Genomic DNA, 25,783 nt, shown 5'->3' with positions numbered 1-25,783 from the left:
GAGCGTGGCGTGAGGGCGGGGACCGGAGGCCAGGGTCAGGGGCGGTTGACGTAGTCGCGCAGGTGGATGGCCGTCAGGGAGGTGCCGTTCGCCACCAGGTCGGCCGGGGTGCCGGAGAAGACGACCTGGCCGCCGTCGTGGCCGGCGCCCGGGCCGAGGTCGATGATCCAGTCGGCGTGGGCCATGACGGCCTGGTGGTGCTCGATGACGACGACCGTGTTGCCGTCGTCCACGAGGCGGTCGAGGAGGGCCAGGAGCTGGTCCACGTCCGCGAGGTGGAGGCCCGTCGTGGGCTCGTCCAGCACGTACGTGGTGCCGTTCTTGGCCATGTTGATGGCGAGCTTGAGCCGCTGGCGCTCGCCGCCCGACAGGGTGGTGAGGGGCTGGCCGAGGCCGAGGTAGCCGAGCCCGACGGCGACGAGGCGGTCGAGGATGGTGCCCGCCTGGCCGGTGGGGAAGAAGTCGCGGGCCTCGGAGATCGGCATCTCCAGCACCTCGCTGATGTTCTTGCCGCGCAGCCGGTACGTCAGCACCTCCGGCGTGAACCGCTTGCCCTCGCACGTCTCGCACACCGACGCCACCTCGGCCATCATCGCCAGGTCGGTGTAGATGAGGCCGATGCCCTTGCAGGCCGGGCAGGCGCCCTCGGAGTTGGCGCTGAACAGCCCCGCCTTGACCCCGTTGGCCTTGGCGAAGGCGGTGCGGATCGGGTCGAGCACGCCCGTGTAGGTGGCCGGGTTGCTCCGGCGCGAGCCGCGGATCGGCGACTGGTCGGCCACCACCACGCCTTCCCTGCCCGATACGTGCCCGTGGATCAGGGAGCTCTTGCCGGAGCCCGCCACGCCGGTGACCACGGTCAGCACGCCGAGCGGGATGTCCACGCTCACGTCACGCAGGTTGTGCAGGGTGGCGTTCCTGATCGGGAGCTGCCCGGCAGGCTTGCGGAAGCTCTCGCGCAGCCGTACGCGGTGGTCGAGGTAGCGGCCGGTCAGCGTGCCGGAGGCGCGCAGCCCGGACAGGTGGCCGGAGTAGCAGATCTGGCCGCCCGCCGTGCCCGCGCCGGGGCCGAGGTCCACGACGTGGTCGGCGATGGCGATGGTCTCCGGCTTGTGCTCGACCACCAGCACCGTGTTGCCCTTGTCGCACAGGGCCAGCAGCAGGCGGTTCATGCGCTGGATGTCGTGCGGGTGCAGGCCGGCGGTGGGCTCGTCGAAGACGTAGGTGACGTCGGTGAGGCTGGAGTTGAGGTGGCGCACCATCTTCACCCGCTGCGCCTCGCCGCCCGACAGCGTGGACGACTCCCGGTTCAGGCTCAGATAGCCCAGGCCGATCTCGACCAGCGAGTCGAGCGTCGAGCGCAGCCCCTCCAGCACCGGCCCGATCCGCGGGTCGTCGATGCCGCGGATGAAGTCGGCCAGGTCGTTGACCTGCATGGCCGAGCAGTCGGCGATGTTCCTGCCGTGGATCCGCGCCGAGCGGGCGGCCTCGTTCAGCCGGGTGCCGTCGCAGGCGGGGCAGGGGGCCAGCCTGATCGCCCGGTCGGCGAACGCCCGCGCGGCCGGCTGCATCGACTCCCGGTCCTTGCCCAGGAAGCTGCGCCTGACCCGGACGAGCAGGCCCTCGTAGGTGAAGTTGTTGTTGCCGTACTTGAGCTTCGTGGCGGGCTTGTGGAGCAGGTCCGCCCACTGCTGCTCGGTGAAGTCCTTCAGCTTGGCGTCGGGGTCGAACAGGCCGGAGCCGGCCACGATCTGCCAGGGCCAGCTGTCCACCGCGTACCCGGGGGCCTTGATCGCGCCCTCGTTCAGCGACAGCTCCCTGTCGACCACCTCGTCCAGATCGATGTCGGTCGCCTTGCCCAGCCCCTCGCACTCCGGGCACATGCCCTCGGCCATGTTGAAGCTGAAGGCGGAGGCGGAGCCGACGTGCGGCTCGGCGATGCGGCTGAAGATGATCCGCAACATGGTGTGCGCGTCGGTGGCGGTGCCCACGGTGGATCGGGCGTTGGCGCCCATCCGCTCCTGGTCCACGATGATCGCCGCGCTCAGGTTGTGCAGCGCGTCCACGTCGGGACGGGACAGGCTCGGCATGAACGCCTGGATGAACGCCGTGTACGTCTCGTCGATCAGCCGCCGCGACTCCGCGGCGATCGTGTCGAACACGAGCGAGGACTTGCCGGAGCCGGACACCCCGGTGAAGACCGTGAGGCGCCGCTTGGGGATGTCGAGGGAGACGCCCTTGAGATTGTTCTCCCTGGCGCCGCGGACCTGGATGTTGTCGTGGCTGTCCGCGGCGGTGTGGTCACGGGTCTGGACGGTGCTTGCCTGGTGGCTGGAGAGCACGGAACCCTTCCATCGTCGGCTGACTATTTATGGTGTAAAGAGATTAGCCGGGACAGCTTACCCCGGCCCGGGAGCGGGCGGAGCACGTCTGCGGGCGGGCGAACATGTCGTGAACTCGGAGCGACGCCCTGCTCAGGGCGTGCTGCAGGGGATTAGCGTGGCAGAGGCCACCAGTGAAGATCCGTCGGAGTACGTCGAGTTGCGCAGGAATCATCGGGAGCCCGGCGTGCGCGCCGTCCTTGCGGGGGGAAGGCTCGTCTCGGTCGGGATCGACTCCTGGCTGATGCGCGAGCATCCGGAGACCGTGGCCGCCTTGGTGGCCGAGGCGGTGGACGCCGCCTTCGCCAGGGAGTCGCCGGTCGACGCCGCCGTCCCGTTCGTCGAGCCGCTGGCCCTGGCGCGGGAGCTGCGCGCCGTGCGGGCCGACCTGGACGCGCGGATGGCGCGGGTGACCGCGTCGATCGAGGTGAGCGCGGCGGCGCTGCGGGCCGAGGCCGGGGTGCCGCTGATGGACTTCGGCGAGCTGTTCGACCGGCTGATCGCGATGCTCGAGACGATCGGCGGCGTGCCCGACGGGGACGTGCGCGGCACGTCGGAGGGCCCGGTGAGCGCGGTGTGCGCGCCGGGGCCCCGGCTGGTCGCGCTGAGCGTGGCGCCGCGCGCCCTGTACGGCGGCCCGCGGGCCCTGGGGGAGCGCGTGGTGGACGGGGTCAACACCGCCCTGGACGACCTGCGGCACGAGCTGCTGCGGCGGCGCGCCGAGGCCGGTGCGGGCACCGAGCAGATCATGGCCAGGGTGGAGGAGTTGCGGCAGCTCGGCGTGCTGCGGATGCGGGCGTACGCGCGGGACATGGCGGCGATGATGGACGAGGTCAGGTCGGCCGACGCGGTCGGGGGCGACGTGCCGGAGGCGGTGTGATGTCGTGAGCCTGGAGCTGCCCGCCGCGCTGGCGGCCGTCGAGGCGTTCCTCGGCCGGCCGTTCCCCGACGGGGACGAGGACGCCCTGGTGCGGCTGGGCGACGACCACGACGAGCGGCCCGGCGCGGACGCCCGGGTCGCGGGGCTCGGGCTGAAGGCCGCCGCGGGCCTCGTGCTCGCCCGCAAGGGCGTCACGCTGCTGCAGTACGGCCTGATCGCGGCCGCGCTGGCCGAGACGCTGGCGGCGGGCGGCGCGCCGGCGCCGGTGCTGCGACGCGCCGGCCAGCGGGCCCTCGACGCCGTCACGGCGGACGACTTCCCGTCCTGACGCGGCCGGGGACGTGCGGCGCCGCCGGCGCTCACTCAGCTGATCGCGCAGGCTTCGCCCGCTGCTCACCCCGCGTACGCCCGCCCGTCCCCGGCATGCCCGATCTTGTCGCGAGACCAGCACCTCTACGGGGACGGACGAACACATGAAGAGATGGCACGCGCTCGCGGCCTCGGCGGCCCTGGCGCTCGCGGCCCTGCCCGGGACGGCCGCCGCCGACGCCGGGCGGCACCGGGACTTCGACCTGCAGGCGCACCGGGGCGGGCTCGGGCTCGTGGTGGAGAGCTCGCTGCCCGCGTTCGCGAACGCGCTGGAGCTCGGCGTGAGCACGCTGGAGCTGGACGTGCAGATCACCGAGGACGGCCAGGCCGTCGTGACGCACGACCGCAGGATCAGCGACAGGAAGTGCCGCGACACCGCGCCCGCCGTCGCGGGCGACCCCGAGTTCCCCTACGTGGGCAAGTACCTCAACACGCTCACCCTCCAGCAGGTCAGGACCATGGACTGCGGATCGTGGACGCTCGCGGAGTTCCCCGGGCAGCGGGCCGTGCCCGGCGCGCCGATGGCCACGCTGCGCGAGGTGTTCGACCTGGTGCACCGCTACCGGGCGCGCGGGGTCAAGCTGAACGTCGAGACCAAGGTGGAGGCCGGGGCGCCCAGCGAGACGGCGCCCAGGGAGCAGTTCGTCCAGGTGACGCTGGGCGAGATCCGCCGGGCCGGGCTGCTGCGGCAGGTGACCATCCAGAGCTTCGACTGGGGCGCGCTCATGCGGATGCGCGAGCTGGAGCCGCGCCTGCCGCTCGTCGCCCTGACCAACCGCGACTTCCTGCAGACCGGGCGGCCCGGCGCGTCGCCCTGGCTGGGCGGCCTCGACATCGACGACTTCGGCGGCGACCCGCTCAAGGCGGTGAAGTCGTTCGGCGCGCAGGCGTTCTCGCCGGTCCACGGGTTCCCGCAGAACGGCAAGGTCACCGACGCGAACTACCAGCCGTACGTCACCAAGGACATGGTGGACCAGGCCCACGCCCTCGGGATCAAGGTGATCCCGTGGACGGTGGACGACGAGGCGACCATGAACAAGCTCATCGACGACGGCGTCGACGGCCTCATCACCGACTACCCCGACCGGCTGCGGCAGGTCATGGACGCGCGCGGGCTCAAGCTGCCCAAGCGCTACCTCCCGCGCGGGCAGGGCGGCGGCGAGCGGTAACGCGCCGGCCTCATGCCGAGATCGAGTTGACGGCCCTGTGGTGCAGGCCGATCACCGGGATCTCGTGCAGGCTGCCCGAGTACAGGAACTGCGTCATGCCGATCAGCAGCCGTCGTACGTCCTCCTGAGGGCGTACGACGAGCCGCAGGAACTGGCTCGTCGTGCCGAGCTTGTTGCCGCACTCGCGCACGTACACGCCGTGCTCGGTGAGCAGGTGGTCGCGCAGCGGCACCCCGTCCTGGCCCGGCGGCAGCTTCACCAGCAGGAAGTTGCCCTGCGAGGCGAACACCGACAGCCCCGGCATCGTGCTGAGCTGCTGGAACATCGCCCTCCTGTCGTTGCCCAGCCGCTTGAGGCTGTCCTGGTACTCGGGCATGAACTGCCGCATCATGAACACCACGACCTCGGCGAACGAGTTGAGGTTCCACTTGGGCAGCGCGTCCCTGATCCGCCCGGCCAGCGCCGGGTTGGCCACCATGTAGCCGAAGCGGATGCCGTGCAGGCCGAAGTTCTTGCCGAGGCTGCGCAGCACGATCACGTTCGGCCGCACCGCCGCCTCCGCCGCGATCCCCGGGTACGGCTCGGCGTCCACGAAGTCGCCGAACGACTCGTCCACGATCACCAGATCGAGGTCGATGAGCTGGTCGAGCAGGCGCAGCACCTCGTGCTTGGGCAGGTAACCCCCGTCGGGGTTGTTGGGGTTGCAGATCACCGCCACCCGCGAGCCGCGCGTACGGACGAACGAGACGTAGTCGTTCACGTCGAGCGCGAAGTTGCGGCTCTCCAGCAGCGGGTACATGTCCACCCGCTTGCCCGTCTCCAGCGGCTGGTCGGTCCAGCGGCCGAAGGTCGGGATCGGCACCGCGAGGCTCTCGCGCACCAGCAGGTGGTCGATCCAGGTGATCAGCTCCGTGGAGCCGTTGCCCATCGCGACCGTCTTGGGGTGGAGCCCGAGCGTGGAGCAGAGCTCCTCGGTGATCGTGCCCGCGTCGCTCGGATAGAACTTGAGTATCGTCTCCAGATTTCTCCCGAGGTGCTCGAAGATCTCCGGTGTGGGGAAGTAGGGGTTGCAGGGGATGCAGAAGTCCACCGGGGCGCGCTCTCCCGACGAGCTGCGCAGGAGTGAGAAGTACGACGGGCTGTGCGCCTGTGCCCGCAAGAGACTGAGCTCCACGACACCTCCATGGACCACGTGTCCGATGTGTGTAGGTACGCGCGGGTGTCGTCAGTGGTTCATGGTGACGGTTCGGTTCTGCGGAGCGCGAGGATCGCGATGTCGTCGCGGGGGGCGGCGCGGGTGAAGCCGCGCAGGTCGGCTTCCAGCCTGGCGGCCAGCCCGCCGGACGGGGCGCGGGCGTAGGCGCGCAGCCGCGCCTCCAGCGGGTAGAAGGCGCCGCGGGGATCGCGGGCCTCGGTGACCCCGTCGGTGCACAGCAGCATCGTCGCGCCGGCCGGGAACGTGAAGCGCGCGCTCTTCCTGGGCGCCGACGACAGTGCCGCCAGGCCGAGCGGCACGGCGGGCTCGCCCAGGTCCGCCTGGGTCGCGTCGCCGTCGTGGATGACGAACGGGGCGATGTGGCCGCAGTTGACGGCCTCGACCACGGGCTCCCTGCCGATGTCGAGCACGAGGGCGGTGACCAGCCGTTCGGGCTCGCCGGTGTGCGCGGCGAAGGCGTTCTGCCTGACCACGGAGTTCTCCAGGGCGGCCACGACGCCGGTGAGCGTGGGCTCGCGGTAGGCGGCCTCCCTGAACGAGCCCAGCACCGCCAGCGCCGTGCCGATCGCGGGCAGGCCCTTGCCCTGGACGTCCGCGATCAGCACGCGGGTGCCGTGGCGGGAGGCGGCCACCTCGTACATGTCGCCGCCCACCATCGCGTCCTCCTCCACCGGCTGGTAGAGGCCGTTGACGACCACGTCGGCCGTGCGCAGGGGCAGCGGGCGCACGATCAGCCGCTGCAGCGCCGCCGCGGCCGAGCGCAGCCGCGACACCTCCTCCTCGCGCCGCACCCGGTAGCGGCAGCCGATCGCGCTCAGCGTCCCGAACACCACCATGAACCCGGTCGCCAGCAGGATGTCGTCGGTCTCCGCGCCGATGTAGAGCCCGACGCCGATCTCCACCACGACCACCCACGCCGAGGCCAGCACCGTCTGCCACACCTCGCCCAGGGCCGAGACGATCGCCGGCAGGAAGATCAGCAGCGGGTACAGCCGCACCGCCGTGCTCGTGGCCATGTCCAGCGCGACCACCACGACCGTGACCAGGATGCCCGCCAGCAACATCGCCGGTGTGCTCAGCCGCGGCCCGTCGCGGTGCACCTGTCTCCCGTCGTCCGTCACCGGTCCCCTTCACCCCCATGTCACCTTCTATCAGTCTGTTTCTCCTCTCCGGCGCGCTGGCACGCGCGCTTGACCGCACCTTGCCCTGGCGCGCAAATGAGAACGCCTCCCGGGCGTGCCGGCGCGATTATCCGGCGGGTTGTCACCGTGTTTTGAATGGCGGATAAACCGCGCCCCGGCAGGCATGTCGAAATTCGAGTTCGTTGTCATTTCAACTGGGCGTCCGAGGTGTGGCATTGACGCTCTGTACTGCGAGGATAGGACGAACGGCTACGGAAAGTAAACAGTGCTGCCCTATATGGTGGGGTTTGCCGGCGTTGGCCGTCAATTATCCTCGGGGTTTTGCAGGCGGGGTGCCGGGTTCTCATTTTCTTCTAATCCGCAAACTCATTGACACAAGAAAATGATCTTGTAAATATCTGAGTCAAGACGCGAACGGCGAATTCATGCCTGGGAAAGGGAGAGGCTCATATGGACATCGAGCACGACTGGACCCTGCTGCCGGCCGTGGTCGTCCGGAGCGCCGGGTTCCCCTGGGAGCTCGTCCTGTCCCTCGTCCACCCCAGGGCGGCGGAGGCCGCCGCGGCGGTCGTGCGGCTGGAGCGCCGGGCACTCGACCTGCTCGCCGAGGCGCCCGGCCGCGAAACCGACGCCCGCCCGTCCGGAGCGCCCAGCGGACGGGCGGGAAGCGGGCGGCTGCGGCGTGGCCTGCGCAGCCGCCTGCGCGATCTGCGGCCCCTGCCGGACGGCACGCCCGGCCCGGCAGGCTGGCTGACGTCGTGGAACGACGTGACCGGGCGGCTGGAGGAGGCCAGGCTCACGCTGGCCGGCCTGGTCTCGGGAGACGCCGCGCTCGGCAGGGCCGCCGTGGCCGGGATCGTGGCCGACGAACGGTTCCTCGACGCGCTCGTGTGCTCCTCGCCCGCCCTCTACCGCGACCTGCGGCACGGGGCCAAGGGCGGCAAGACCCGCCGCGAGCTCGCCGAGCAGGTGCAGCGGCTGTCGGCGTCGTGCGAGACGGCGGGCTGCTACGGGCCCGTCAACTACGGGGCCGTCGCCGCCGGGGAAGGCGGAGGCTACACGTGGGCGGGGGCCTGCGGGTACGCGCGGCGGGTGGCGTTCCCGGCCGCGCGGGTGGGCGAGGCGCTGCAGCAGCGCGTGCTCGCCGAGCCCGCGCTCGTCGCCGGGCTGGTGCCGGGGCGCAAGACGTGGACGGGCGAGGTGCTCGACGGCGCCGCCTTCGTGGGGCACTGCGACGGAGCGCGCACGCTGGCCGAGATCGCCGCCGCTACCGGTGCGGGCATCGAACGGGCCGCGGCGGCGCTGGCCGTGGCCGTGCGGCGCGGGCTGCTCACCCACGACCTGTGCCCGCCCGCCACCGTCTGCGACACCCTCGGCTGGCTGCGCGAGCGGCTGGCCGCCAGGGGGGTGCGGGTGACAGCGGGGGACGCCGCCGGACCGAGCCCTGCCGGGCACGGGCGGGCCGCTGCCTCGGCGAGCTGCGAGTGCGGGTGTGCCGAGGTGGAGGGGCATACCGGGCGGGGCGGCGCCCGAGATGAGGAGGGCTGTGGCGCGCGGGCACGCAGGCTGCTGGCGCCGGGCGTGCCCGGGCGGGCGTTCGCGGCCCGTACCGGCGTGCCGGCCCAGCGCTCGCGGGCGATCATCGGCTCGCGGCCGCCCCAGGACGCCGACCTGCCGCTCGGCCGGCGCGTCGGCGAGATCAGCGAGCTGCTCGCGCAGTACCCCGGCGCCTCGCCCGACGTGAAACTGGCCGTGCAGCGGCGGATCGAGGCGCTGGCCGGAGGCGGGGGCCGCGACGACCGGGCGATCGTGCACGAGGCCGCCGCCGGCACGCTGCACGTCACGGTCGGCGACACGCTCGCCGCCGACCTGCGGGGCCGCGTGCCCAGGGCGCTCGACCTGCTCGCCGAGGAGGCCGAGCTGACCAGGCAGCGCACCAACCGGCTGCTGGCCGGGCGGCTCGGGCCCGGCACGTACGAGCTGGCCGAGGTCCTGCGCTCGACCGGCGACCTGGAGATCGAGCACGGCGACCGGCTGGCCGCGCGCATCGCCGCCCTCGTCCGCGAGGCCCCCGCCGACGTCCCCGAACTGAACCTCGCCGGCCTGCTCGGCGAGCCCGCCCCGCCCGCCGCCCCGGTCCTCTGCTCGGCCGACGTCATGGTGGCCGCGCCCGGGCTGGAGGCGTACGAGACGGGCGTGACCCCGCTGGTCCTCAGCCGGCTGCACGACACGGTGCTGCTCACGCCGTGGGCGCTGCAGTTCCACGAGGAAGCCGCCGCCTGCCTGGCCGAGCGGGACACCGAGATCAGGCGGGTGCTGTCCGGGTTCACCGTGCTGAACGTCATCTCCCGCCGCACCGACGGCGTGCCGCCGCTGGAGCTGCCCGGGCCCGTGCTGGAGCTCGGCGGGGTGGCGGCCGACCCGCGGCGGCGGCGGATCGGGCTCGACGAGCTGTACGTGCACAGCGACGGGCAGCGTGCCGTCCTGCACGCCAAGGGGATGGAGGAGCCGCTGCTGCTGCACAACGGCGAGCACGACACGGCGCTGCACACGGCGTTCGCGCTGCCCAGGATCCGGCCGCCGCGGCTCGGTGACCTGGTCCGGGTGCCCCGGCTGACCTGGGACAACGTGGTCATCTCGCGGCGGCGGTGGCGGCTGGTGCGGGCCGCGTTCGAGGCGCTCGGGCAGGCCGGGGGCGACCGCGAGCTGCTGGTGGCGATGGCGCGCCTGCGGGAGGTCCACGAGCTGCCGGTCGCGTTCTTCGCCTCGACGCCCCGGGAGCGCCGCTCCCTGTACGTGGACACGCGCTCGCCCGCGCTGCTCGAAGCGCTGGCCCGGCTGGCCGCCACCGCCGATCGGGTCACGATGACGGAGGTGCTGCCGGGGCCGGAGGCCTGCTGGCTGCGGGAGGGGGAACGGCGGTTCGCGGCCGAGCTGCGCTGCGTCTACCTGCGGCCGGCGGGCTCTTCGGCGCCGGGTGGCCACATCGCACGGTCCGGAGCCGCGCAGGCGGAGGCCGTGCGGTCCGGAGGCGCGCAGGCGGGGGGCGCGCGGTCCGGTGGGGCCGGTTCGCGACCGGGTGTGGTGTCCCGTAGCGGTACCGGGCAGCAGGCGAACCGGGTTGCCCGGCAACCGAACCGCGTCGTCCAGCAGTTCTACGGTCCCCTCCAGCAGCTTCACGGCCCGGTCCAGCCGTCCGATGGGCCCGTTCAGCAGCTTCGCGGCCCGGCCCAACAGCCGCACGGGCCCGTTCAGCAGTCGCACCCCTACCCCTGGCCCGGAGAGAGCGGTTGATGGAACTTCTCGTCATTCCCCCCTTCACCGACTTCACCACCGAGATCGTCCCGCCGCCCGGGGCCGAGGTGCTCGACCTGGGAGCCGGCATCGTCGAACGCCTCGCCGACCCCGCCCGCCTGCGCGCCGCCGCCGGGCGCCGCCACGACGGGCCGCACACCGCGCTGACCGGGCGGGCGGCGGCCGTCATCGAGCGGGCGGCGTACGACGACGCGCACCTGCGAGCCGTCGGCACGGCGCTGCGCCTGGCGGGCGACCCCGCGCTCCGGCTCAGCATCGACGGCCTCGAACTCGCCGAGGGCAGCACGCAGAGCAGCCGCGACGTGCTCGCCGCCGCCGCCAGGTGCGAGCTGTTCCGGCCCGAGGTCGAGCAGGCCGTGGAGGCGGCCAAGGAGCGGCGCGTGCACGTCGTGGTGGACGGCGAGCGGCAGCTTCCCGCCGCGTTCGCGCTGGTGCGGGCGCTGGGAGCGGAGCGGGTGACGCTGTGCGGGCGGCTCGTGGCCGAGCAGGTCGGGGCGCTGCGGCGGGTCCCGGAGCTGGCCGGGGCCGAATGGCTGAACTGGTCGCCCGAGCGGGTGATCCGGCAGAGCTGGTACGCGGGCGGCTCCCGCACCCCCGCGCACGGGGCGGGCGAGCCGGGCATCCCCGCGCGGTGGACGGGCGAGCCGGACGCCCAGGCACGGTGGGCGGGCGAGGCGGACGTCCCTGCGCGGTGGGCGGGCGAGGCGGACACTCCGGCACGGTGGGCGGGCGAGGCGGACGCCAGCCTGCGCTGGGCGGATGGTGCGGGCGCCCGCGCGCACCGGGTGGACGGGTCGCAGGCCCCGGTGCGCTGGGTGACCGGGATGGACGTGCCGCCCGTGAGCGGGCCGTGGGCAGGGCGGCTGGACGCGGTGCGGGTGGCGGCGTTCCCCCTCGGCGCGCTGGCCCGCTGCCGTGGGCTGACGATCATCGTGACGCGCATCGACTTCCTGGCCGCCGTGACCGGGCTCAACGGCATGACCGTCAACCTGCGCCGCCTGCTGGCCGCGATCCCGGTGGCGGCGCCGGTGACGTGCGAGCTGGCGGTGGGGGCGCCGGGGATCGACGCGGGCGTCGTGGGGGAGTCGCTGGAGCTGCTGGCCGACGGGCCCGGCGGGGTGCGGCTCGGCGGGCTGCGGCCGTACCGGATGGGCATCCGTACGGTCTGGGCCGGGCACAGCGTGCGCTTCCCGCCACGCGCGGGGCACGACCTGACTCGCTGGATCGAGTTCGACGCGCCCGAGACCATGCGCGAGTGGGAGGTGGCGAGGACGATCAGGACCTGGCGCGACCGGCTGCACGGCCTCCCGCCCGGACGGCTCGCCGCCTGCACCGTCGCCGCGGAGACGCCGGCGACCATGGGGGATCCGTGCGGGCCCGGGGCGCCGAGGGGGCGCGGGTGAGCGGCCCGCGGCCCGGCGGGCACCCGCGGGCCGCTGAGCAGGCTTTGGACCGGAGTCACGGGACGGGGCAGGGCGGGCCACCCGGCAGCGTCGGTGGGGGCGAGCTGGTGGTGGGCCGTGCGGCCTGGAGCGTCGGTGGTGGGGGTGATGCTGGGCCGGGCGGGCCACCCGGCAGTGGGGCGCCGGTGATGTCCTGGGCGGTTCCTGCTGGGCGTGGGGAGCTGGTGGTGGAGTTGCGTCCGTGGTTCCTGCTGCGGACCACCGGGTTGCCGGTGTCGTTGCTCGACGGGCTCGGCCATCCCGGCCTGCGGCGACTCAGCGAACGGCTGCTCGCCGCCGAACGCCGGCTGGCCGCCGAGCGGCAGTGCTTCGAGCGGCTCGCCGCTCCCATGCGCGGCAGCGTTCTGCGGCTCAACCCCGAGCGGCGGGCCCAGGCCAGGCGCTGCATCAAGAGCGTACGCGCCGGGATGCCGCTGACCGGGGAGGAGCTGGGGCTGGTGGAGTCGCTCGGGCTGGGGGAGTGGGCGCGGCGCTGGCAGTCCGCCGTGGTCGTGGCGGGCGCGGCCCGGGCGGCAGCCAGGAGCGCCTACGCCACCGCCCGGCTCGTGACCCGGCGCAAGGTCGCCGAGGCGTACGACGACGAGTCCGTACGGCAGGCCGCCTTCCTCGCCGACCCCGCCTTCTACCAGGCGATCGTGCGGCATCCGCTGGCCCGGAGGCCGGGAGACGGCACGGCGAGGCGTTCCCGGCTGCTCAGCGCGACCGCTCACCGGCAACTGCGGCGCTTAACGGTGGGTGGTGGGGGTGGCGGGCCTGTCCTGTACGCGCGGTTCGCGCCCGGCAGCGGCGGCGCGGCGCTGCGCGTGGGCGAGCCGGGCCCCGAGCGGGTGATCGTCGAGGTGGGCGACTGGCTGACCCGGCACCTCGGGGACGCGAGCCGGGCGGAGGAGCTCCGCGCCCGGTACGCGAGCACGTCCTGGCCCCAGCGCGCCCAGCACCACGAAGCCGCCCGCCTCGCAGCACTCGGCCCCGTCGATCGGCCTGACTCGGCCGATCGGCCCCGTTCTGGTGATCGGGTCGCCTCGGGTGAGCGGCCTGGTCCCGACGTGGATGGGCCGCTTGGCGCCGGTGAGGCGTTGGCGCCCGGCCGTCGGTCCGGGGTGGCGGGGCGGCCTCATCCGCACGGGTGGGGCGGGCGGCCGGGGAGTGGCGGGGTGCGAGGACCGCAGCGTCACGAGGTCTTCCGCGAGGAGCGGTCCAGCCCGTACAGCGAGCGCCTCACGATCGGCGGCGGGGCACTGGCCGGACTGCGGGAAGCGCTCACGGCGGTGCTGCCGCTGTGGCACCTGGCCACGCTGCTCGCCGGTGACCCCGCCCGCACGAGCGCGCTCACCGCCGCCCTCGCCAGGCTGGCGGCTGAGGCGCTCGGCCGTGCCGGGCAGGACGTCGTCCGGCTGACCGCCCAGGACGTGGCCCGCGCCACCGCCCGCCTGTGGGACCTCGCGCCGGACGGCCCCGCCCCCCGCCTCCCCGGCCCGGAGCTGATGGCCGTCGGCCCGCACCTGGACGAGGCGACGTGGCTGCTGTGCGGCGTCCGGGACGACTGCCGCCCCCTGTACGAAGGCCTCCACGCCAGGCTGCACTCCGCACCCCACACGCTCCGCGACGGCCTTCCCGAGCCCGGCCCTGCGCCCGATTCCGCGCCCGATTCCGCGCCCGATACCGCGCCCGATACCGTGCCCGCGCCCGAGTCCGCTGCTGCGCCGGATCCCGCGCTGGAGCCCGCTCCCGAGGCCGGGCCGGTGGTCGCCCGCGCGCGGCCGGGACGCAGCCGGCCGCCCGAGATCGACCTCGGCGCCCACACCCCTCGCATCCTGATCGACGACCTGATCTACCAGCGGGCCCGCTGGCGCGTCCACCTCCCGCAGGAACGCGGCGCCGACGCCTTCGACCGCTGGCTCGCCCTCCACCGCCTGCGCCGCGAACGATCCCTGCCCCGCCACGTCTTCGTCCACCACCCCGCCGACCCCCGCCCCTGCTACGTCGACTTCTGCGACCCGTTCGCGGTCGAGGAGCTGGCCAGGCACGACCCGGCCGAGGTGCTGATCACCGAGATGCTGCCCGCCCCCGGGCAGCTCTGGTGGCGGGTGGACGGCCGCGAGCAGTGCGCGGAGCTGCGGCTGGGCTGCGTCGTACGACCCGCGGCCCGGTAATTCGGTTGCCGGGCCGCACCCGGGCCTGGTGTACTCCCCGACGGAAGACCGGCCCTACCACCGCGAGGAGGCCCACGATGGCTGCAGCGTTCATGATCCCTCAGCTCAGTGAATCCTCCGACGCAAAGGGCATGACGCTTCTTGAGATCGTTCGATCCGGAGACCTCATCATCACCTAGTTCCGCCGTCCTCCGGCTGCTCCGCCCAGGACCGGGCGCCACCGCGGCCCTGGCCGCGGCGATCGCCGCCGCGACCGCGCTCCCGCTGGCCGCGCCGCAGGTGACCCGGCGGTTCGTCGACGACGCCATCGGCGGCGCGAGCATCCGGCACCTGACGCTGGTCGCCCTCGGCTACCTCGCGCTCGCCGTGGCGGGCCAGGCCGCCAGGATGGTGACCGCGTGGCTGGCCAGCAGGCTCGCCTGGGACGGCACCAACCGCCTGCGCGAGCGCCTCACCGGCCACGCGCTCGGCCTCGACCTGGCCTTCCACGGCCGCCACACGCCCGGCGAGCTGATCGAGCGGGTGGACGGCGACGTCGTGGCGGTCGCCGACTTCGTCGTGGCGTTCCTGCTGGACGTCGTGGCCAGCGTGCTGCTCCTGGCCGGCGTGGTCGTCGTCGTGTTCGCCGTCGACTGGCGCATCGGGGCCGCGCTGCTGGCGTACTGCCTGCTCATCGGGTACGGCATGGCCCGCGCCCAGCGGCTGGCCGTGCCGTCGGCGGCCCGGTCCCGCGCCGCGAGCGCCACGCTGTTCGGCACCCTCGAGGAGCGCCTGGCAGGCGTCGAGGACCTCAGGGCCAACGGCGCGGGCGAGCACACCGTGCGACGCTTCCACCAGGTCGCGGCCGCCCTCTTCCGCGCCGAGCACCGCGACGCCCGCATCGGCACCGCGCTGCTCGCCGGCACCTCCGTGGCCTTCGCCGCCGGCACGGCCATCATGCTGGGGCTGGCCGCATGGACCATCGAGACGGGCGCGCTCACGGTGGGCACGGCCGTGCTGCTCTTCCAGTACACGCTCATGGTGCGGACGCCGTTCGAGCGGCTGATCGACCAGCTCAGGCAGTACCAGGCGGCCCTGGCCGGCCTGGCCCGCATCGCGGCGCTGCTCGCCGAGCGGCCCGCGCTCACCCCGGGCACGCGCCCGCTGCCGGGCGCCGGGCCGCTCGGCCTGAGCGTCGAAGGGGTCGCGTTCTCCTACCCGGACAACGAGCAGGTGCTGTCGGGGATCGACCTGACGCTGGCGCCCGGCGAGACGCTGGGCCTGGTCGGGCGCACGGGCAGCGGCAAGACCACCCTGGCCAGGCTCGTACTGCGGCTGCACGACCCCGTCGAGGGCGCCGTGCGCGTGGGCGGCGTGGACCTGCGCGAGGCCGACCCGCGCTCGCTGCGCGCCAGGATCGGCGTGGTCACCCAGGACGTGCAGCTCTTCGCGGCGAGCGTGCGGGACAACCTGACGCTGTTCAGGCCGTCGCCGGGCGACGAGCGGCTGATGGAGGTGCTGCACGGGGTCGGGCTCGGCGAGTGGGCGGCCGGGCTGCCCGACGGGCTCGACACCGAGCTGCGCGGCGTGTCGGCGGGGCAGGCGCAGCTCCTGGCGTTCGCGCGGGCGTTCCTGGCCGATCCCGGGCTCGTCGTCCTCGACGAGGCGTCCAGCCGCCTCGACCCGGCCACCGAGCGGCGCATCGAGGACAGCGTCGGCCGGCTGCTCGAAGGCAGGACCGGCGTGATCATCGCGCACCGCCTGTCGTCCCTGTCCCGGGTGGACAAGATCGCGGTGCTCCACCGCGGCAAGATCGTCGAGTACGGTCGCCGCGACGAGCTCGCCGCGGATCCGGGCAGCAGGTTCGGCCGGCTGCTCGACCTGGCGGGGGTGGGCCGGTGAGGCCGGTGATGCTGGTGGCCACCCGGCTGGCCACGTTCGACCTGCGCCGGTATCTGGTCGGGGCGCTGCTGTGGCTGCCCGTCCACGTCATCCCGCTGGCCGGCGGGCTCATCCTGCAGCAGGTCTTCGACCAGATCAGCGGGCACCAGCCGGCCGCCCTGCGGGCCACGCTGTGGTGGTGCGCGGCGTTCGTGGGGGTCGAGCTCGTCCGCGGGCTGGTGATGGTCGTCGCGTGGACGTACGGCGTGTACTGGTGGAACGCGGCGGCGACCCTGCTGCGCGCCAACGTGCTGCGCTCCGTGCTGACCGCGCGCGGGCCGGCCGCCGCGCGGCTGCCGCACTCCTCGGGCGAGGCCGTCGCCCGGCTGCGGGACGACGTGGCCGACGCGGTGGACTTCACCGACGAGAGCGTCAGCCTGGCCGGTACGACGCTGTTCGCCGCCGCGGCCCTGCCGATCATGGCGTCCGTCGATCCCGTGATCACGCTGGTGCTGGCCCTGCCGATGATCGCGATCGGGGTGCTGAGCAGGACGATGCGGCGGGCGGTGGCGCGGCTGCACCGGCGGGCCAGGCGGCTCGGCGCGGCTGTGACGGCGTACGTGGGCGAGGTGTTCGGCGGCGCGCTCGCGCTCAAGACGGCGGGGGCCGAGGCGGCGGCCCTGGAACGGCTGCGCGAGCACAACCGGCGGCGGCGCGACGCGGCCGTCAGGGACCGCATGGCGACCGACCTGCTGAGCGCCGCGACCACCACGACGATCGAGCTCAGCACCGGGCTCGTGCTGCTCCTGGCCGCGCCCGCCATGCGCGGCGGCGACTTCACCGTCGGGGACCTGGCGCTGTTCACCAGCTACATCGGCTGGCTCACCGCGCTGCCCCGCTCGATCGGCACGATCCTCTACCGGCTGCCGCAGGCGGCGGTCGCCACCGAGCGGCTCACCGGGCTCATGGCGCCGCACGAGGACGCCGGCACCCTGTCGCGGGGCGCCGACGTCTGGCTGCACCGCGACCCGCCGCCCGCCGCGCCGCCGCCCCGGCACGCCGATCCGCTGCGGGTGCTCGAAGCGCGCGGGCTCACCGTGCGCGGCGCGCTGCACGGCGTCGACCTGCGCCTCGAACGCGGCACGTTCACAGTGATCACGGGGGCCGTGGGGGCGGGCAAGACCACGCTGGTACGCGCCCTGCTCGGCCTCCTGCCGCTGGACGGGGGCTCGATCTCGTGGAACGGCGCCCCGGTGGCGGACCCGGGCACGTTCCTCGTCCCCGGCCGCACGGCGTACGCGGGCCAGGTGCCGCGCCTGTTCTCGGCGACGCTGCGGGAGAACCTGCTGCTCGGCCTGCCCGCCGGCGACGACGACGCGCGGCGGGCGCTGGAGCTGGCGGCGTTCGAGCAGGACCTGGCCGGGATGCCGGACGGGCTCGGCACGGTCGTCGGGCCGCGCGGGGTGCGGCTGTCCGGCGGGCAGGTGCAGCGCGCCACCGCCGCCCGCGCCCTCGTCCGCGAGCCCGACCTGCTGGTGGTGGACGACCTGTCGTCCGCGCTGGACGTCGAGACCGAGCAGCTCCTGTGGGAGCGGATCGCCGGGCGCGGCCCCGGGACCGTGCTGGTCGTCTCCCACCGGCAGGCCGCGCTCGAACGCGCCGACCAGGTGATCGTCCTCGACCGGGGCCGCGTCGCCGGTCGCGGGCGGCTGGAGGAGCTGCTGGAGAGCTGCCCCGAGATGCGGCGGCTGTGGCACGCGGAGCTGATCGCGGAGGCGGAGGAGCAGACCGGCGGTTGAGGCACCATGGAGGGGTGACACCAAGCACCACGAGCGTGGCGGAGCTGGTCGAGCTGGTCGCTCCGGGGCGGGTGGCCGTGCTCAGCGGGGCCGGCCTGTCGACCGAGTCGGGCATCCCCGACTACCGGGGGCCGACCGGCCGGGCCAGGCGCGCCGAGCCGATGACGTACCAGCGGTTCGTCGGCAGCGCCGAGGCCCGGCAACGTTACTGGGCGCGCAGCCACGTCGGCTGGCGGCAGATCGGCACCGCCAGGCCCAACGCCGGCCACCGGGCCGTGGCCGACCTGGAGCGGCGCGGGCTGCTGGCCGGCATCGTCACCCAGAACGTGGACGGCCTGCACCAGGCGGCCGGCGCCCGGCGGGTGATCGAGCTGCACGGCGGGCTCGACCGCGTCGTCTGCCTGTCGTGCAGGGAGCGCACCCCGCGCGCGGAGCTGGAGCGCCGCCTGCGCGAGGCCAACCCGGACTGGGAGGCCAGCGGCCGGATCAACCCCGACGGCGACGCCGTGCTCACCGACGAGCAGGTGGCCGGGTTCCGCGTGGTCGGCTGCGCCGGCTGCGGCGGCGTGCTCAAACCCGACGTGGTGTTCTTCGGCGAGAACGTGCCCAGGCCGCGCGTGGACGAGTGCTTCGCCGTCGTGGGCGGGGCCCGGGCGCTGCTCGTGCTCGGGTCGTCGCTGGCGATCAGGTCGGGGCTGCGGTTCGTGACGAAGGCGGCGGCGCTCGGCATCCCCATCGCCATCGTCAACCAGGGCCCGACCGGCGGCGACGCCGACGCCACCCTCACCCTGAACGCCCCGCTCGGGGCCACGCTGACCGACCTCGCCGCCCGGCTGGAGTCGGCCTGCTGAACGCGGCCTGCCGGGGGCGGCACCGTCGCGGGCGCGGCAGAATGGGGCGCATGCCTCCTCGTACGTGCCTGTGCGGCCTGCCCGCCCCCTACCAGGACTGCTGCGGCCGCTTCCACCGGGGCGAGGCCGCGCCGGCCACCGCCGAGCAGCTCATGCGCTCCCGGTTCAGCGCGTTCGGCGTGGGGGACGAGGCGTACCTGCTGCGCACCTGGCATCCCTCCGCCCGCCCGCCCCGGCTCGACCTGGACAAGCGGGTCAGGTGGGTGCGGCTGGAGGTGCTGGGGAGCACCGGCGGCAGCGTCGTGCACACCGAGGGCACCGTCCGCTTCCGCGCCCACTACCTGGAGCGCGGGAAGCCGGGCGAGATGGAGGAGCACAGCAGGTTCGTGCGCCTCGACGGCCGCTGGGTCTACGCGGGCGCCCTGAACGGCTAGCGGGCCGTCACTCGACGCAGCGCGTCAGCGTCTGCACCGTCTTGGTGATCCGGTAGTCGTGGTCGATGGTGACGATGGCGTTGCCGGGGCCCCAGTCGATGTTCTCGCAGGTGTCCTCGGAGCTGACGGCGCCGAAGTCCCACGCCCCCTGGACGATCTTGTTCCCGGAGACCTTCCACTTCGGCCCCGAGTGCCATTTCAGCAGGAGGCTGTAGTTGCCGCCGGCCACGAGGTTGTCGGTGACGGTCACCGCGCTGAGGTTCTTGTCCACCAGGTTGATGGGGTCGGAATGCTGGGGAGCCTGCCGCTGGTCGATCGTGTTGTGGTCGAACACCAGCCCGCTGCAGACGATCTTGCCGGGGCAGTACGCCTGGATGCCGTCGGAGTGGCTGGTCGGCGGGCCGCACAGCTTCACGTAGGAGTCGCGGACGACGATGTTCCTGCCCGACATGCGGAAGCCGTCGTCGAACCCGCGCACGCTGATGCGCTCGGCCTTGAAGTTCTTCTCGCCGACGCCCTGGTTGATGACGCAGCCGCTGGGCGGGCCGACCGTGGAGTCGGTGATGGTGAACGAGCCGCCCGTCTCCCAGTTGGTGATCAGGCCGTCGATCCGGCTGTTCCTGATGACCACGTCGTTCGCGGTGACGATGAGGTCGCCGGTGATGTGCTGCCCGTCGATGACCTGGCCGTTCCTGGCGGCGGTGACGTTGCCCTTGACGGTGGTGAGCCTGGTGCCGGGTGGCACGCCGGTGCAGGACGGGCGGGGGTGTCTCGGCAGGTCGCAGTCGGGCCTGCCCGGGGTCGAGGGCGTGGGCGTGCCGGTGGGTGTCACGGTCGGAGTGGGGGTGACGGTAGGAGTGGGGGTGACCGACCGAGTCGGGGTGACGGTCGGGGTCGGGGTGACCGTCGGTGATGGTGACGGCGAAGGGGAAGTGGTGGCCGGTTGGAAGGCCACGTCCACCAGATAGTTGTGCCCGGCGCTCGTTCTCCGCGGAAATGCGCTGGAATCGTAGCGGTACACGCCATTGCGCGCCTGCGCGCGCAGGGAATCGGTACGCGGCGAATTCCGCGTGAAGTAACGCGGTACGACGGCATATCGGCCGTCGGCGCTGAAATACGACACCGTGTAGGTCCTGCCCGGCGCGAGCGCCACCCCCTTGGGCAGGCGCACCTCCTGCCAGCCCTGGCCGCTCTCCACCGTGGACGCCGCCTTGGCCAGGCGGTTGCCCCGGTCGTCCCAGAGGCTGGCGGTGTGGCCGTCCGAGCTCGTGGGGTGCTTGTAGAAGCGCAGCGCCGTCACGGAGCCCGCCCGGGAGGTGGTGAAGCGCATGCCCAGCTCCACGGGGCGCCGCCCGTTCGACAGCCGCGGGGACAGCGGGCTGGAGGCGGACCAGAAGCTCTCCTGCGTCGTGCCCGCCCCCGGCAGCGCCGCGGCGGGGTTGACGATCACGAGCCCTCCCGCCAGGACGCCCGCCACCAGCACGGCCACGCCGGGCCGCTGCCGGAAGCGCCGCGGTGCTTTTCGATCGACGTGATATGACCCGTTCACGAGCGAGCCTCCATGGCAGGCAACACGCACCGGAATATCCGATCAAGAATGGGGCCCATCGTGCCATGCCCCGTCAGACACCCGCCGCGGTTATCGCCATTCAGCTGAGAAATAGGCCGTAAACGGACGGCGCTAAACCCCTGTTTAAATGTCGGCCGCCGCCGGTCAGGGCTTGCGGGCGACGGCTCCGACGAACGTGTGGTACGTGATGCCGGGCTCGGCCCGGTCGCCGGAGCCGGGGCGCCATTCAGGCAGCGGGACGAGGCCGGGCTCCAGCAGGTCCAGGCCGTCGAAGCAGGCCAGGATCTCCTCGCGCGTACGCCAGCGCCCCGTCCCCAGCGTCTCGTTGAAGATCTTCTCGGCCGCGAACGCCTGCCTGGACACCTCCGGGTACGCCGGCCCCGGGTTGTGGAAGTGGGAGACGGCCAGGTAGCTGCCCGGCGCCAGGCGGTCCACCAGGCGCGCGGCGATCCCGGCCGGGTCCTCCTCGTCGGTCAGGTGGTGCAGGATGGCGAACATCAGCAGCCCCACCGGCCGGTCGAAGTCGATCAGCCGCCGCACCTCGGGATCGTCGATGATCGCGTCGGGGTCGCGCAGGTCGGCCTCCACCACCGTCGTGCTGCCCTCGTCCACGGCGAGCAGGGCCCGGCCGTGCACCAGGACGATCGGGTCGTTGTCGACGTAGACGACGCGGGTGCCGGGGGCGGCCGACTGCGCGATCTCGTGCACGTTGCCCTGGGTGGGCAGGCCGGAGCCGATGTCCAGGAGCTGCCGGACGCCCGCCTCCGCGGCCAGGAACCGGACCACCCGGCCGAGGAACTCCCGGTTGGCGCGCGCGGCCTCCGGAGCGTCCGGGGCGACCTCCAGCGCCAGGTGCGCCATCCACCGGTCGGCCTCGTAGTTGTCCTTGCCGCCGAGCATGAAGTCGTAGACGCGGGAGACGTTGGGCTTGGTGGTGTCGATCCCCTGGGGTGCCTGCTCCCGCTCGCCGTCGGCCACTGTGGGCTCCTTCGGGTGCGTCAACTCAGGGGATCGTACTGCCGAATTGCTGATATGTCGGGAAAGGCGTGCGATTGCGCCCGCCGACGGGGTCAGGCCGACTCGCGGATCACCAGCTCCGTGGGGAGTATCACCGGTTCCACGTGCTCCGCCCCGTCGATGAGTGCCAGCAGCAGGCGCAGCGTCTGCTGCGCCATCTCGGCCAGCGGCTGGCGGATGGTCGTCAGCGGCGGATGCGTCGAGACGGCCACCGACGAGTCGTCGAACCCGCCCACCGCCACGTCGTCGGGCACCCGCCGCCCCGCCGCGCGCAGCGCAGCCAGGGCGCCGGCCGCCATGAGGTCGGAGGCGACGAAGACGGCGTCGATGTCGGGCGCGCGCTCCAGCAGCTCCGTCATCGCCCGCTCGCCGCTGGCCTGCGTCCAGTCGCCGTGCGCGATCAGCCGCTTGGTGGCCTTGCGGCCGAGCACGTCGGCGAAGCCCTCCAGGCGCTGGATGCCGCCCGGCGTGTCCATGGGACCGGTGATCATCGCGATGCGCCTGCGGCCGAGGCTCACGAAGTACTCGGTCATCTGGCGGGCGCCGAGCCGGTCGTCGGCGGCGGCGTACGGGATGACGGTCTCGCGCCCGATGACCGGGCCGCAGGAGACGGCCGGCGGGCCGCCGCCCAGCGCGTCGAGCAGCGGGTCGCCCGCGTGCGTCGAGACCAGCAGCACCCCGTCGGCGTGGCCGCCGCGGACGTAGCGCACCACCCGCTCCCTGTCGCCCTCGTCGCCCGCCAGCATCATCACCAGCGACAGGTCCCGCTCGGCCAGCATCCTGATGGCCACCCGGATGAGCGTGCTGTAGTTGGGGTCCTCGAACAGCTTCTCGTGCGGCTCCGACAGCACCATGACGACCGACCCCGTACGCTGCGTGACCAGGCTGCGGGCGGCGCGGTTGACCACGTAGCCGGTTTCCGAGATGGCCCTCTCGATGGCCACGCGCGCCGCCGGGCTCACGTACTTGTCGCCGTTGAGCAGGCGGGAGACCGTGCCGCGGGAGACCCCCGCGGCGGCGGCGACGTCGTGGATCGTTGGGCGTTTCACTTCACGGCTCCCGAGGACAGATCGGTCTTCCAGTATCGCTGCATGGTGAGGAAGAGCGCGATCAAGGGCACGATCGACAGGAAGGCGCCGGTCAGGATCAGGTTGTAGAGGGAGGGCTGGTTCGCGCCCGCCATCAGCAGCGTGTAGAGGCCGACCGTGAGCGGGAACTTGCCGTCGTCGCCCAGCATGATGAACGGCAGCAGGAAGTTGTTCCAGATCGCCACGAACTGGAACAGGAAGATCGTCACCATGCCCGGCACCATCAGCGGCATCGCCACCCGCGACATCAGCCGCCACTCGCCGGCCCCGTCGATGCGGCCCGCCTCCAGCAGCGAGTCGGGGATCGCCGCGGCGGCGTAGATGCGGGCCAGGTAGATGCTGTACGGGTGCAGGATCTGCGGCAGCAGCACGGCCCAGTGGGTGTCGGCCAGGCCGATCTTGGAGAACAGCAGGTACTGCGGGATGGCCAGCACCACGGCCGGCACCAGGATGCCGCCGATGAGCAGGTTGAAGATGGCGTCGCGGCCGGGGAAGCGGTACTTCGCCAGCGCGTACCCGGAGACCGCGGAGACGGCGGTGGACAGCAGCGCCCCGCCGCCGGCGTAGAGGAGCGTGTTGCCGGCCCACAGCCAGAACACGCCGTCGCGGTAGGCGAACAGCTCGGCCACGTTGTCGAAGAAGCCCGTGCCGAAGGAGAGGGTGGCGGTGCTGAACAGCTCGCCCGGCGACTTGGTGGCCGCGATCAGCACCCAGAAGACCGGGAACAGGCAGTAGATCGCGCCGATCAGCAGCAGCGCGGTCGGCACGGCGCCGATCGGGCGGCCGAAACCCGCCCGGGTGCGGCGGTGCGAGGTGGTCGCGGCCATCAGCCCTCCCTGAAGGCGTGGCTGCGGACCACGCGCAGGAAACCGAACGACAGGACGAGCGAGATCGCCGCGATGACGATCGAGGTGGCGGCGGCCGAGTACAGGTCGCCGGTGACGAACGCGTCGCGGTAGACCTTCATCAGCGGGCTCCACGTGGAGCTGATCGTGTTGGTCAGCGGGCGCAGCGTGGTCGGCTCGGTGAACACCTGGATCGTCGCGATGATGGAGAACACGGTCGTCAGGACGATCGCCGGGGTCAGGATCGGGATCTTGACCCGGACGGCGATCTGGAACTCGGAGGCGCCGTCGAGCCGCGCGGCCTCGTACAGGTCGCGGGGGATGGCCCGCAGCGTGGTGTAGAGCACGAGCATGTTGAAGCCGACCCCGCCCCACACCGCCACGTTCGCCATCGAGTACGTGACGGTGGTGGCGCCCAGGAAGTCGACGTCCAGGACGTCCCTGATCGGGCTGAGCGAGGGCAGGTAGAGGAAGCCCCACAGCAGGGTGGCCGCCACGCCCGGCACCGCGTACGGCAGGAAGATCGCGATCCGCGAGAACCGCGCCAGCCGCACCCGGGCCGAGTCCAGCAGCAGCGCGAACAGCAGCGCCAGCCCCAGCATGACGACCAGCACCAGCACGCCGTACCCGAGCACGCGCAGCCACCCGCTCCACAGCTCGGCGTCGGCCAGGGCGGCGGCGAAGTTGTCGAACCCGACGAACACCTCCCGCCGCGCGCCCCTGCCCAGCCCCAGCCCCGACACCCTGGTACGGCGCATCGCCAGGTAGACGGTGTAGCCGATGGGCACCGCGAGGAACAGCGTGAACAGCACGATCGCGGGGGTCAGGAACAGGTAGGGCCAGGGCCCCCTCTCCGACCGCTTCATGAGGCGATCGTGAAGCCGGACTTGCGCATGTCGGCGACCGTGGCGTCCTGCATGCCCTGCACGGCGTCGGTGAACGGGGTGCCGTCCTGCAACGCCTTGTCGAAGCCGTCCTTGAAGGCGTTGTAGGTCACGCCGACGTTCGGGCCGAAGGTGAAGCCGCGGGCGCCGGCGGAGACGGCGGCGGCCTGCTGCCAGAAGTCGGGCTGGTTGGCGAAGTACTCGGGCGCCTCGCCGAGCGCCGACTGCGCCTTGGTGGCGGCCGGGTAGATGGCCGCCTCCTCGACCAGCAGCTCGATGGCCGCCGGGTCGGTGTTGAGCCAGGTGGCGAACTGCGCGGCGGCGGCCTTGTTGGCGGTCTTGGCCGACACGGCGGTGGACGAGCCGCCCCAGAAGCCGCTGAAGCTCTCCCCGGCGTTCCACTGCGGCAGCGGCGCGACGGCCCACTTGCCCTTGGCCTTCGGCGCGTTGCTCGACAGCACGCCCGGCGCCCACACCGCCGACGGCCAGGTCAGCAGCTTGCCGTCGTTGAGCGCCTTGTTCCACTCGGGGGTGAAGTACGGCATGTCGTCGATGGCGCCCTCCTTGACCAGCGCGCCCCAGAAGTCGGCGACCTTCCTGGTGGGCTCGTCGGCGATGTTCACCTTCCACGACTCGCCGCTGATCGACCACCACTGCGCGCCCGCCTGCTGGGCCAGCCCTGTGAACGCTCCCGGGTCCTTGCTGGAGAACGTGCCGAGGTAGGCCTTCGGGTCCTTCTTCCTGACCGTGCGGGCCGCCTCGCCGTACTCCTGCCAGGTCTTGGGCACGGCGATGCCGTACTTGTCGAACAGGTCCTGGCGGTAGAAGAGCATCATCGGGCCGCTGTCCTGCGGGATGCCGTAGACGGCCTCGGTGCCCAGCGTGACCAGGCCCCACAGGCCCTCGGAGAACTCGCCCTTGATCGAGGCCGTCTCGGCCTTGAGGTCGGCGACCGCGTCGGCGGCGATGAACGAGGGAAGGTGCTGGTACTCGGCCTGCACCAGGTCCGGCGGGTTGCCGGCCTTGGCCGCGGTGAGGAACTTGGCCGCCGCGTCGTCGCCGCCGGCCTGCTTGCTGACCGTCACCTGGATGTCGGGGTGGGCCTTGTTCCAGACTTCGACGATCTTGTCCATGTTGGGGGCCCACGTCCAGTACGTGAGCTTGACCGGGCCCTGGGCGGAGGCGGGTTGGCTCTGCGCCGCCTCGGGGCTCTCGGTGGGCTCGCTGGAGCCGCAGCTCGCGAGGGTGGCCGTGAGTGCGACGGCCAGGGCTGCTCCAAGGCGGTTGGCGCGCATTGCGTACCTCCAGGGGGGTTCTGTGAACGTGCACAGAGTGGAACAGCGCCGAAAC

Annotated in this window: 19 protein-coding genes; 10 read left to right on the top strand and 9 right to left on the bottom strand. The window is 73.0% G+C overall.

The window, feature by feature from the left end; genetic code table 11:
• Positions 1-35 precede the first annotated feature (35 nt).
• Positions 36-1,961 carry an ATP-binding cassette domain-containing protein gene (locus tag ACBJ32_RS50645; protein ID WP_375133113.1) on the bottom strand — a complete coding sequence of 642 codons (1,926 nt, stop codon included), beginning with the start codon at positions 1,959-1,961 and terminating at the stop codon, positions 36-38.
• Positions 1,962-2,496: 535 nt separating this feature from the next.
• Here ACBJ32_RS50645 and ACBJ32_RS50640 point away from each other — a divergent pair.
• From ACBJ32_RS50640 to ACBJ32_RS50630, 3 genes are all read left to right on the top strand, one after another.
• Positions 2,497-3,258, top strand: coding sequence for a hypothetical protein (locus ACBJ32_RS50640; protein ID WP_375133031.1), 762 nt, complete (start codon positions 2,497-2,499; stop codon positions 3,256-3,258).
• Between the two features lie 4 nt (positions 3,259-3,262).
• Positions 3,263-3,586, top strand: coding sequence for a hypothetical protein (locus ACBJ32_RS50635; protein ID WP_375133030.1), 324 nt, complete (start codon positions 3,263-3,265; stop codon positions 3,584-3,586).
• 145 nt (positions 3,587-3,731) lie between these two features.
• Positions 3,732-4,796 carry a glycerophosphodiester phosphodiesterase family protein gene (locus ACBJ32_RS50630; protein ID WP_375133029.1) on the top strand — a complete coding sequence of 355 codons (1,065 nt, stop codon included), beginning with the start codon at positions 3,732-3,734 and terminating at the stop codon, positions 4,794-4,796.
• A gap of 10 nt (positions 4,797-4,806) precedes the next feature.
• On the opposite strand, the gene ACBJ32_RS50625 is transcribed toward ACBJ32_RS50630, so the two are convergent.
• Both ACBJ32_RS50625 and ACBJ32_RS50620 read right to left on the bottom strand, forming a co-directional pair.
• Positions 4,807-5,970, bottom strand: coding sequence for a histidinol-phosphate transaminase (locus tag ACBJ32_RS50625; protein ID WP_357879416.1), 1,164 nt, complete (start codon positions 5,968-5,970; stop codon positions 4,807-4,809).
• 59 nt (positions 5,971-6,029) lie between these two features.
• Entirely contained in the window at positions 6,030-7,133 is a 1,104-nt protein-coding gene (locus ACBJ32_RS50620; protein ID WP_375133028.1) for a PP2C family protein-serine/threonine phosphatase, read from the bottom strand.
• Positions 7,134-7,604: 471 nt separating this feature from the next.
• Between ACBJ32_RS50620 and ACBJ32_RS50615 the strand changes: the two genes are divergently transcribed.
• The 7 genes from ACBJ32_RS50615 (at position 7,605) to ACBJ32_RS50585 (ending at position 19,029) form a co-directional block, all read left to right on the top strand.
• The gene (locus ACBJ32_RS50615) at positions 7,605-10,448 is read left to right on the top strand and encodes a hypothetical protein (RefSeq protein WP_375133027.1); all 2,844 of its coding nucleotides are present in this window, start codon (positions 7,605-7,607) and stop codon (positions 10,446-10,448) included.
• Positions 10,448-11,872, top strand: a complete 1,425-nt coding sequence (locus ACBJ32_RS50610; RefSeq protein ID WP_375133026.1) for a hypothetical protein — start codon at positions 10,448-10,450, stop codon at positions 11,870-11,872. Before ACBJ32_RS50615 ends, ACBJ32_RS50610 begins: the two co-directional genes overlap by 1 nt.
• Before the next feature lie 227 nt (positions 11,873-12,099).
• Positions 12,100-14,085: a hypothetical protein gene (locus tag ACBJ32_RS50605; protein WP_375133025.1), complete on the top strand. Its 1,986-nt coding sequence runs from the start codon at positions 12,100-12,102 to the stop codon at positions 14,083-14,085.
• A gap of 141 nt (positions 14,086-14,226) precedes the next feature.
• A complete protein-coding gene (locus ACBJ32_RS50600; protein ID WP_375133024.1) occupies positions 14,227-15,966 on the top strand; it encodes an ABC transporter ATP-binding protein in 1,740 nt (579 codons plus the stop codon).
• Positions 15,963-17,744, top strand: a complete 1,782-nt coding sequence (locus ACBJ32_RS50595) for an ATP-binding cassette domain-containing protein (RefSeq protein WP_375133023.1) — start codon at positions 15,963-15,965, stop codon at positions 17,742-17,744. The genes ACBJ32_RS50600 and ACBJ32_RS50595 overlap by 4 nt, the downstream gene beginning before the upstream one ends.
• Positions 17,745-17,758: 14 nt before the next feature.
• Positions 17,759-18,595, top strand: coding sequence for an NAD-dependent protein deacetylase (locus tag ACBJ32_RS50590; RefSeq protein ID WP_375133022.1), 837 nt, complete (start codon positions 17,759-17,761; stop codon positions 18,593-18,595).
• 50 nt (positions 18,596-18,645) lie between these two features.
• Positions 18,646-19,029, top strand: a complete 384-nt coding sequence (locus ACBJ32_RS50585) for a YchJ family protein (RefSeq protein WP_375133021.1) — start codon at positions 18,646-18,648, stop codon at positions 19,027-19,029.
• Between the two features lie 7 nt (positions 19,030-19,036).
• On the opposite strand, the gene ACBJ32_RS50580 is transcribed toward ACBJ32_RS50585, so the two are convergent.
• The 6 genes from ACBJ32_RS50580 to ACBJ32_RS50555 all read right to left on the bottom strand — a co-directional run bounded on the left by ACBJ32_RS50580 (position 19,037) and on the right by ACBJ32_RS50555 (position 25,728).
• Complete coding sequence (locus tag ACBJ32_RS50580; protein WP_375133020.1) at positions 19,037-20,578, bottom strand: DUF4082 domain-containing protein; 1,542 nt, start codon at positions 20,576-20,578, stop codon at positions 19,037-19,039.
• 165 nt (positions 20,579-20,743) lie between these two features.
• On the bottom strand, positions 20,744-21,601 hold the full coding sequence (locus ACBJ32_RS50575; protein WP_375133019.1) for an SAM-dependent methyltransferase: 858 nt from the start codon (positions 21,599-21,601) through the stop codon (positions 20,744-20,746).
• 68 nt (positions 21,602-21,669) lie between these two features.
• The gene (locus tag ACBJ32_RS50570) at positions 21,670-22,665 is read right to left on the bottom strand and encodes a LacI family DNA-binding transcriptional regulator (protein ID WP_357879381.1); all 996 of its coding nucleotides are present in this window, start codon (positions 22,663-22,665) and stop codon (positions 21,670-21,672) included.
• On the bottom strand, positions 22,662-23,531 hold the full coding sequence (locus ACBJ32_RS50565; RefSeq protein ID WP_357879378.1) for a carbohydrate ABC transporter permease: 870 nt from the start codon (positions 23,529-23,531) through the stop codon (positions 22,662-22,664). The genes ACBJ32_RS50570 and ACBJ32_RS50565 overlap by 4 nt, the downstream gene beginning before the upstream one ends.
• Positions 23,531-24,415 carry a carbohydrate ABC transporter permease gene (locus tag ACBJ32_RS50560; RefSeq protein WP_375133018.1) on the bottom strand — a complete coding sequence of 295 codons (885 nt, stop codon included), beginning with the start codon at positions 24,413-24,415 and terminating at the stop codon, positions 23,531-23,533. The genes ACBJ32_RS50565 and ACBJ32_RS50560 overlap by 1 nt, the downstream gene beginning before the upstream one ends.
• Complete coding sequence (locus tag ACBJ32_RS50555) at positions 24,412-25,728, bottom strand: ABC transporter substrate-binding protein (RefSeq protein WP_375133017.1); 1,317 nt, start codon at positions 25,726-25,728, stop codon at positions 24,412-24,414. Before ACBJ32_RS50555 ends, ACBJ32_RS50560 begins: the two co-directional genes overlap by 4 nt.
• Positions 25,729-25,783 lie beyond the last annotated feature (55 nt).

This window comes from Nonomuraea sp. GTA35 (genome assembly GCF_041950525.1).
Taxonomy (GTDB): domain Bacteria; phylum Actinomycetota; class Actinomycetes; order Streptosporangiales; family Streptosporangiaceae; genus Nonomuraea.
This window is presented reverse-complemented; position numbering and strand designations above follow the sequence as displayed.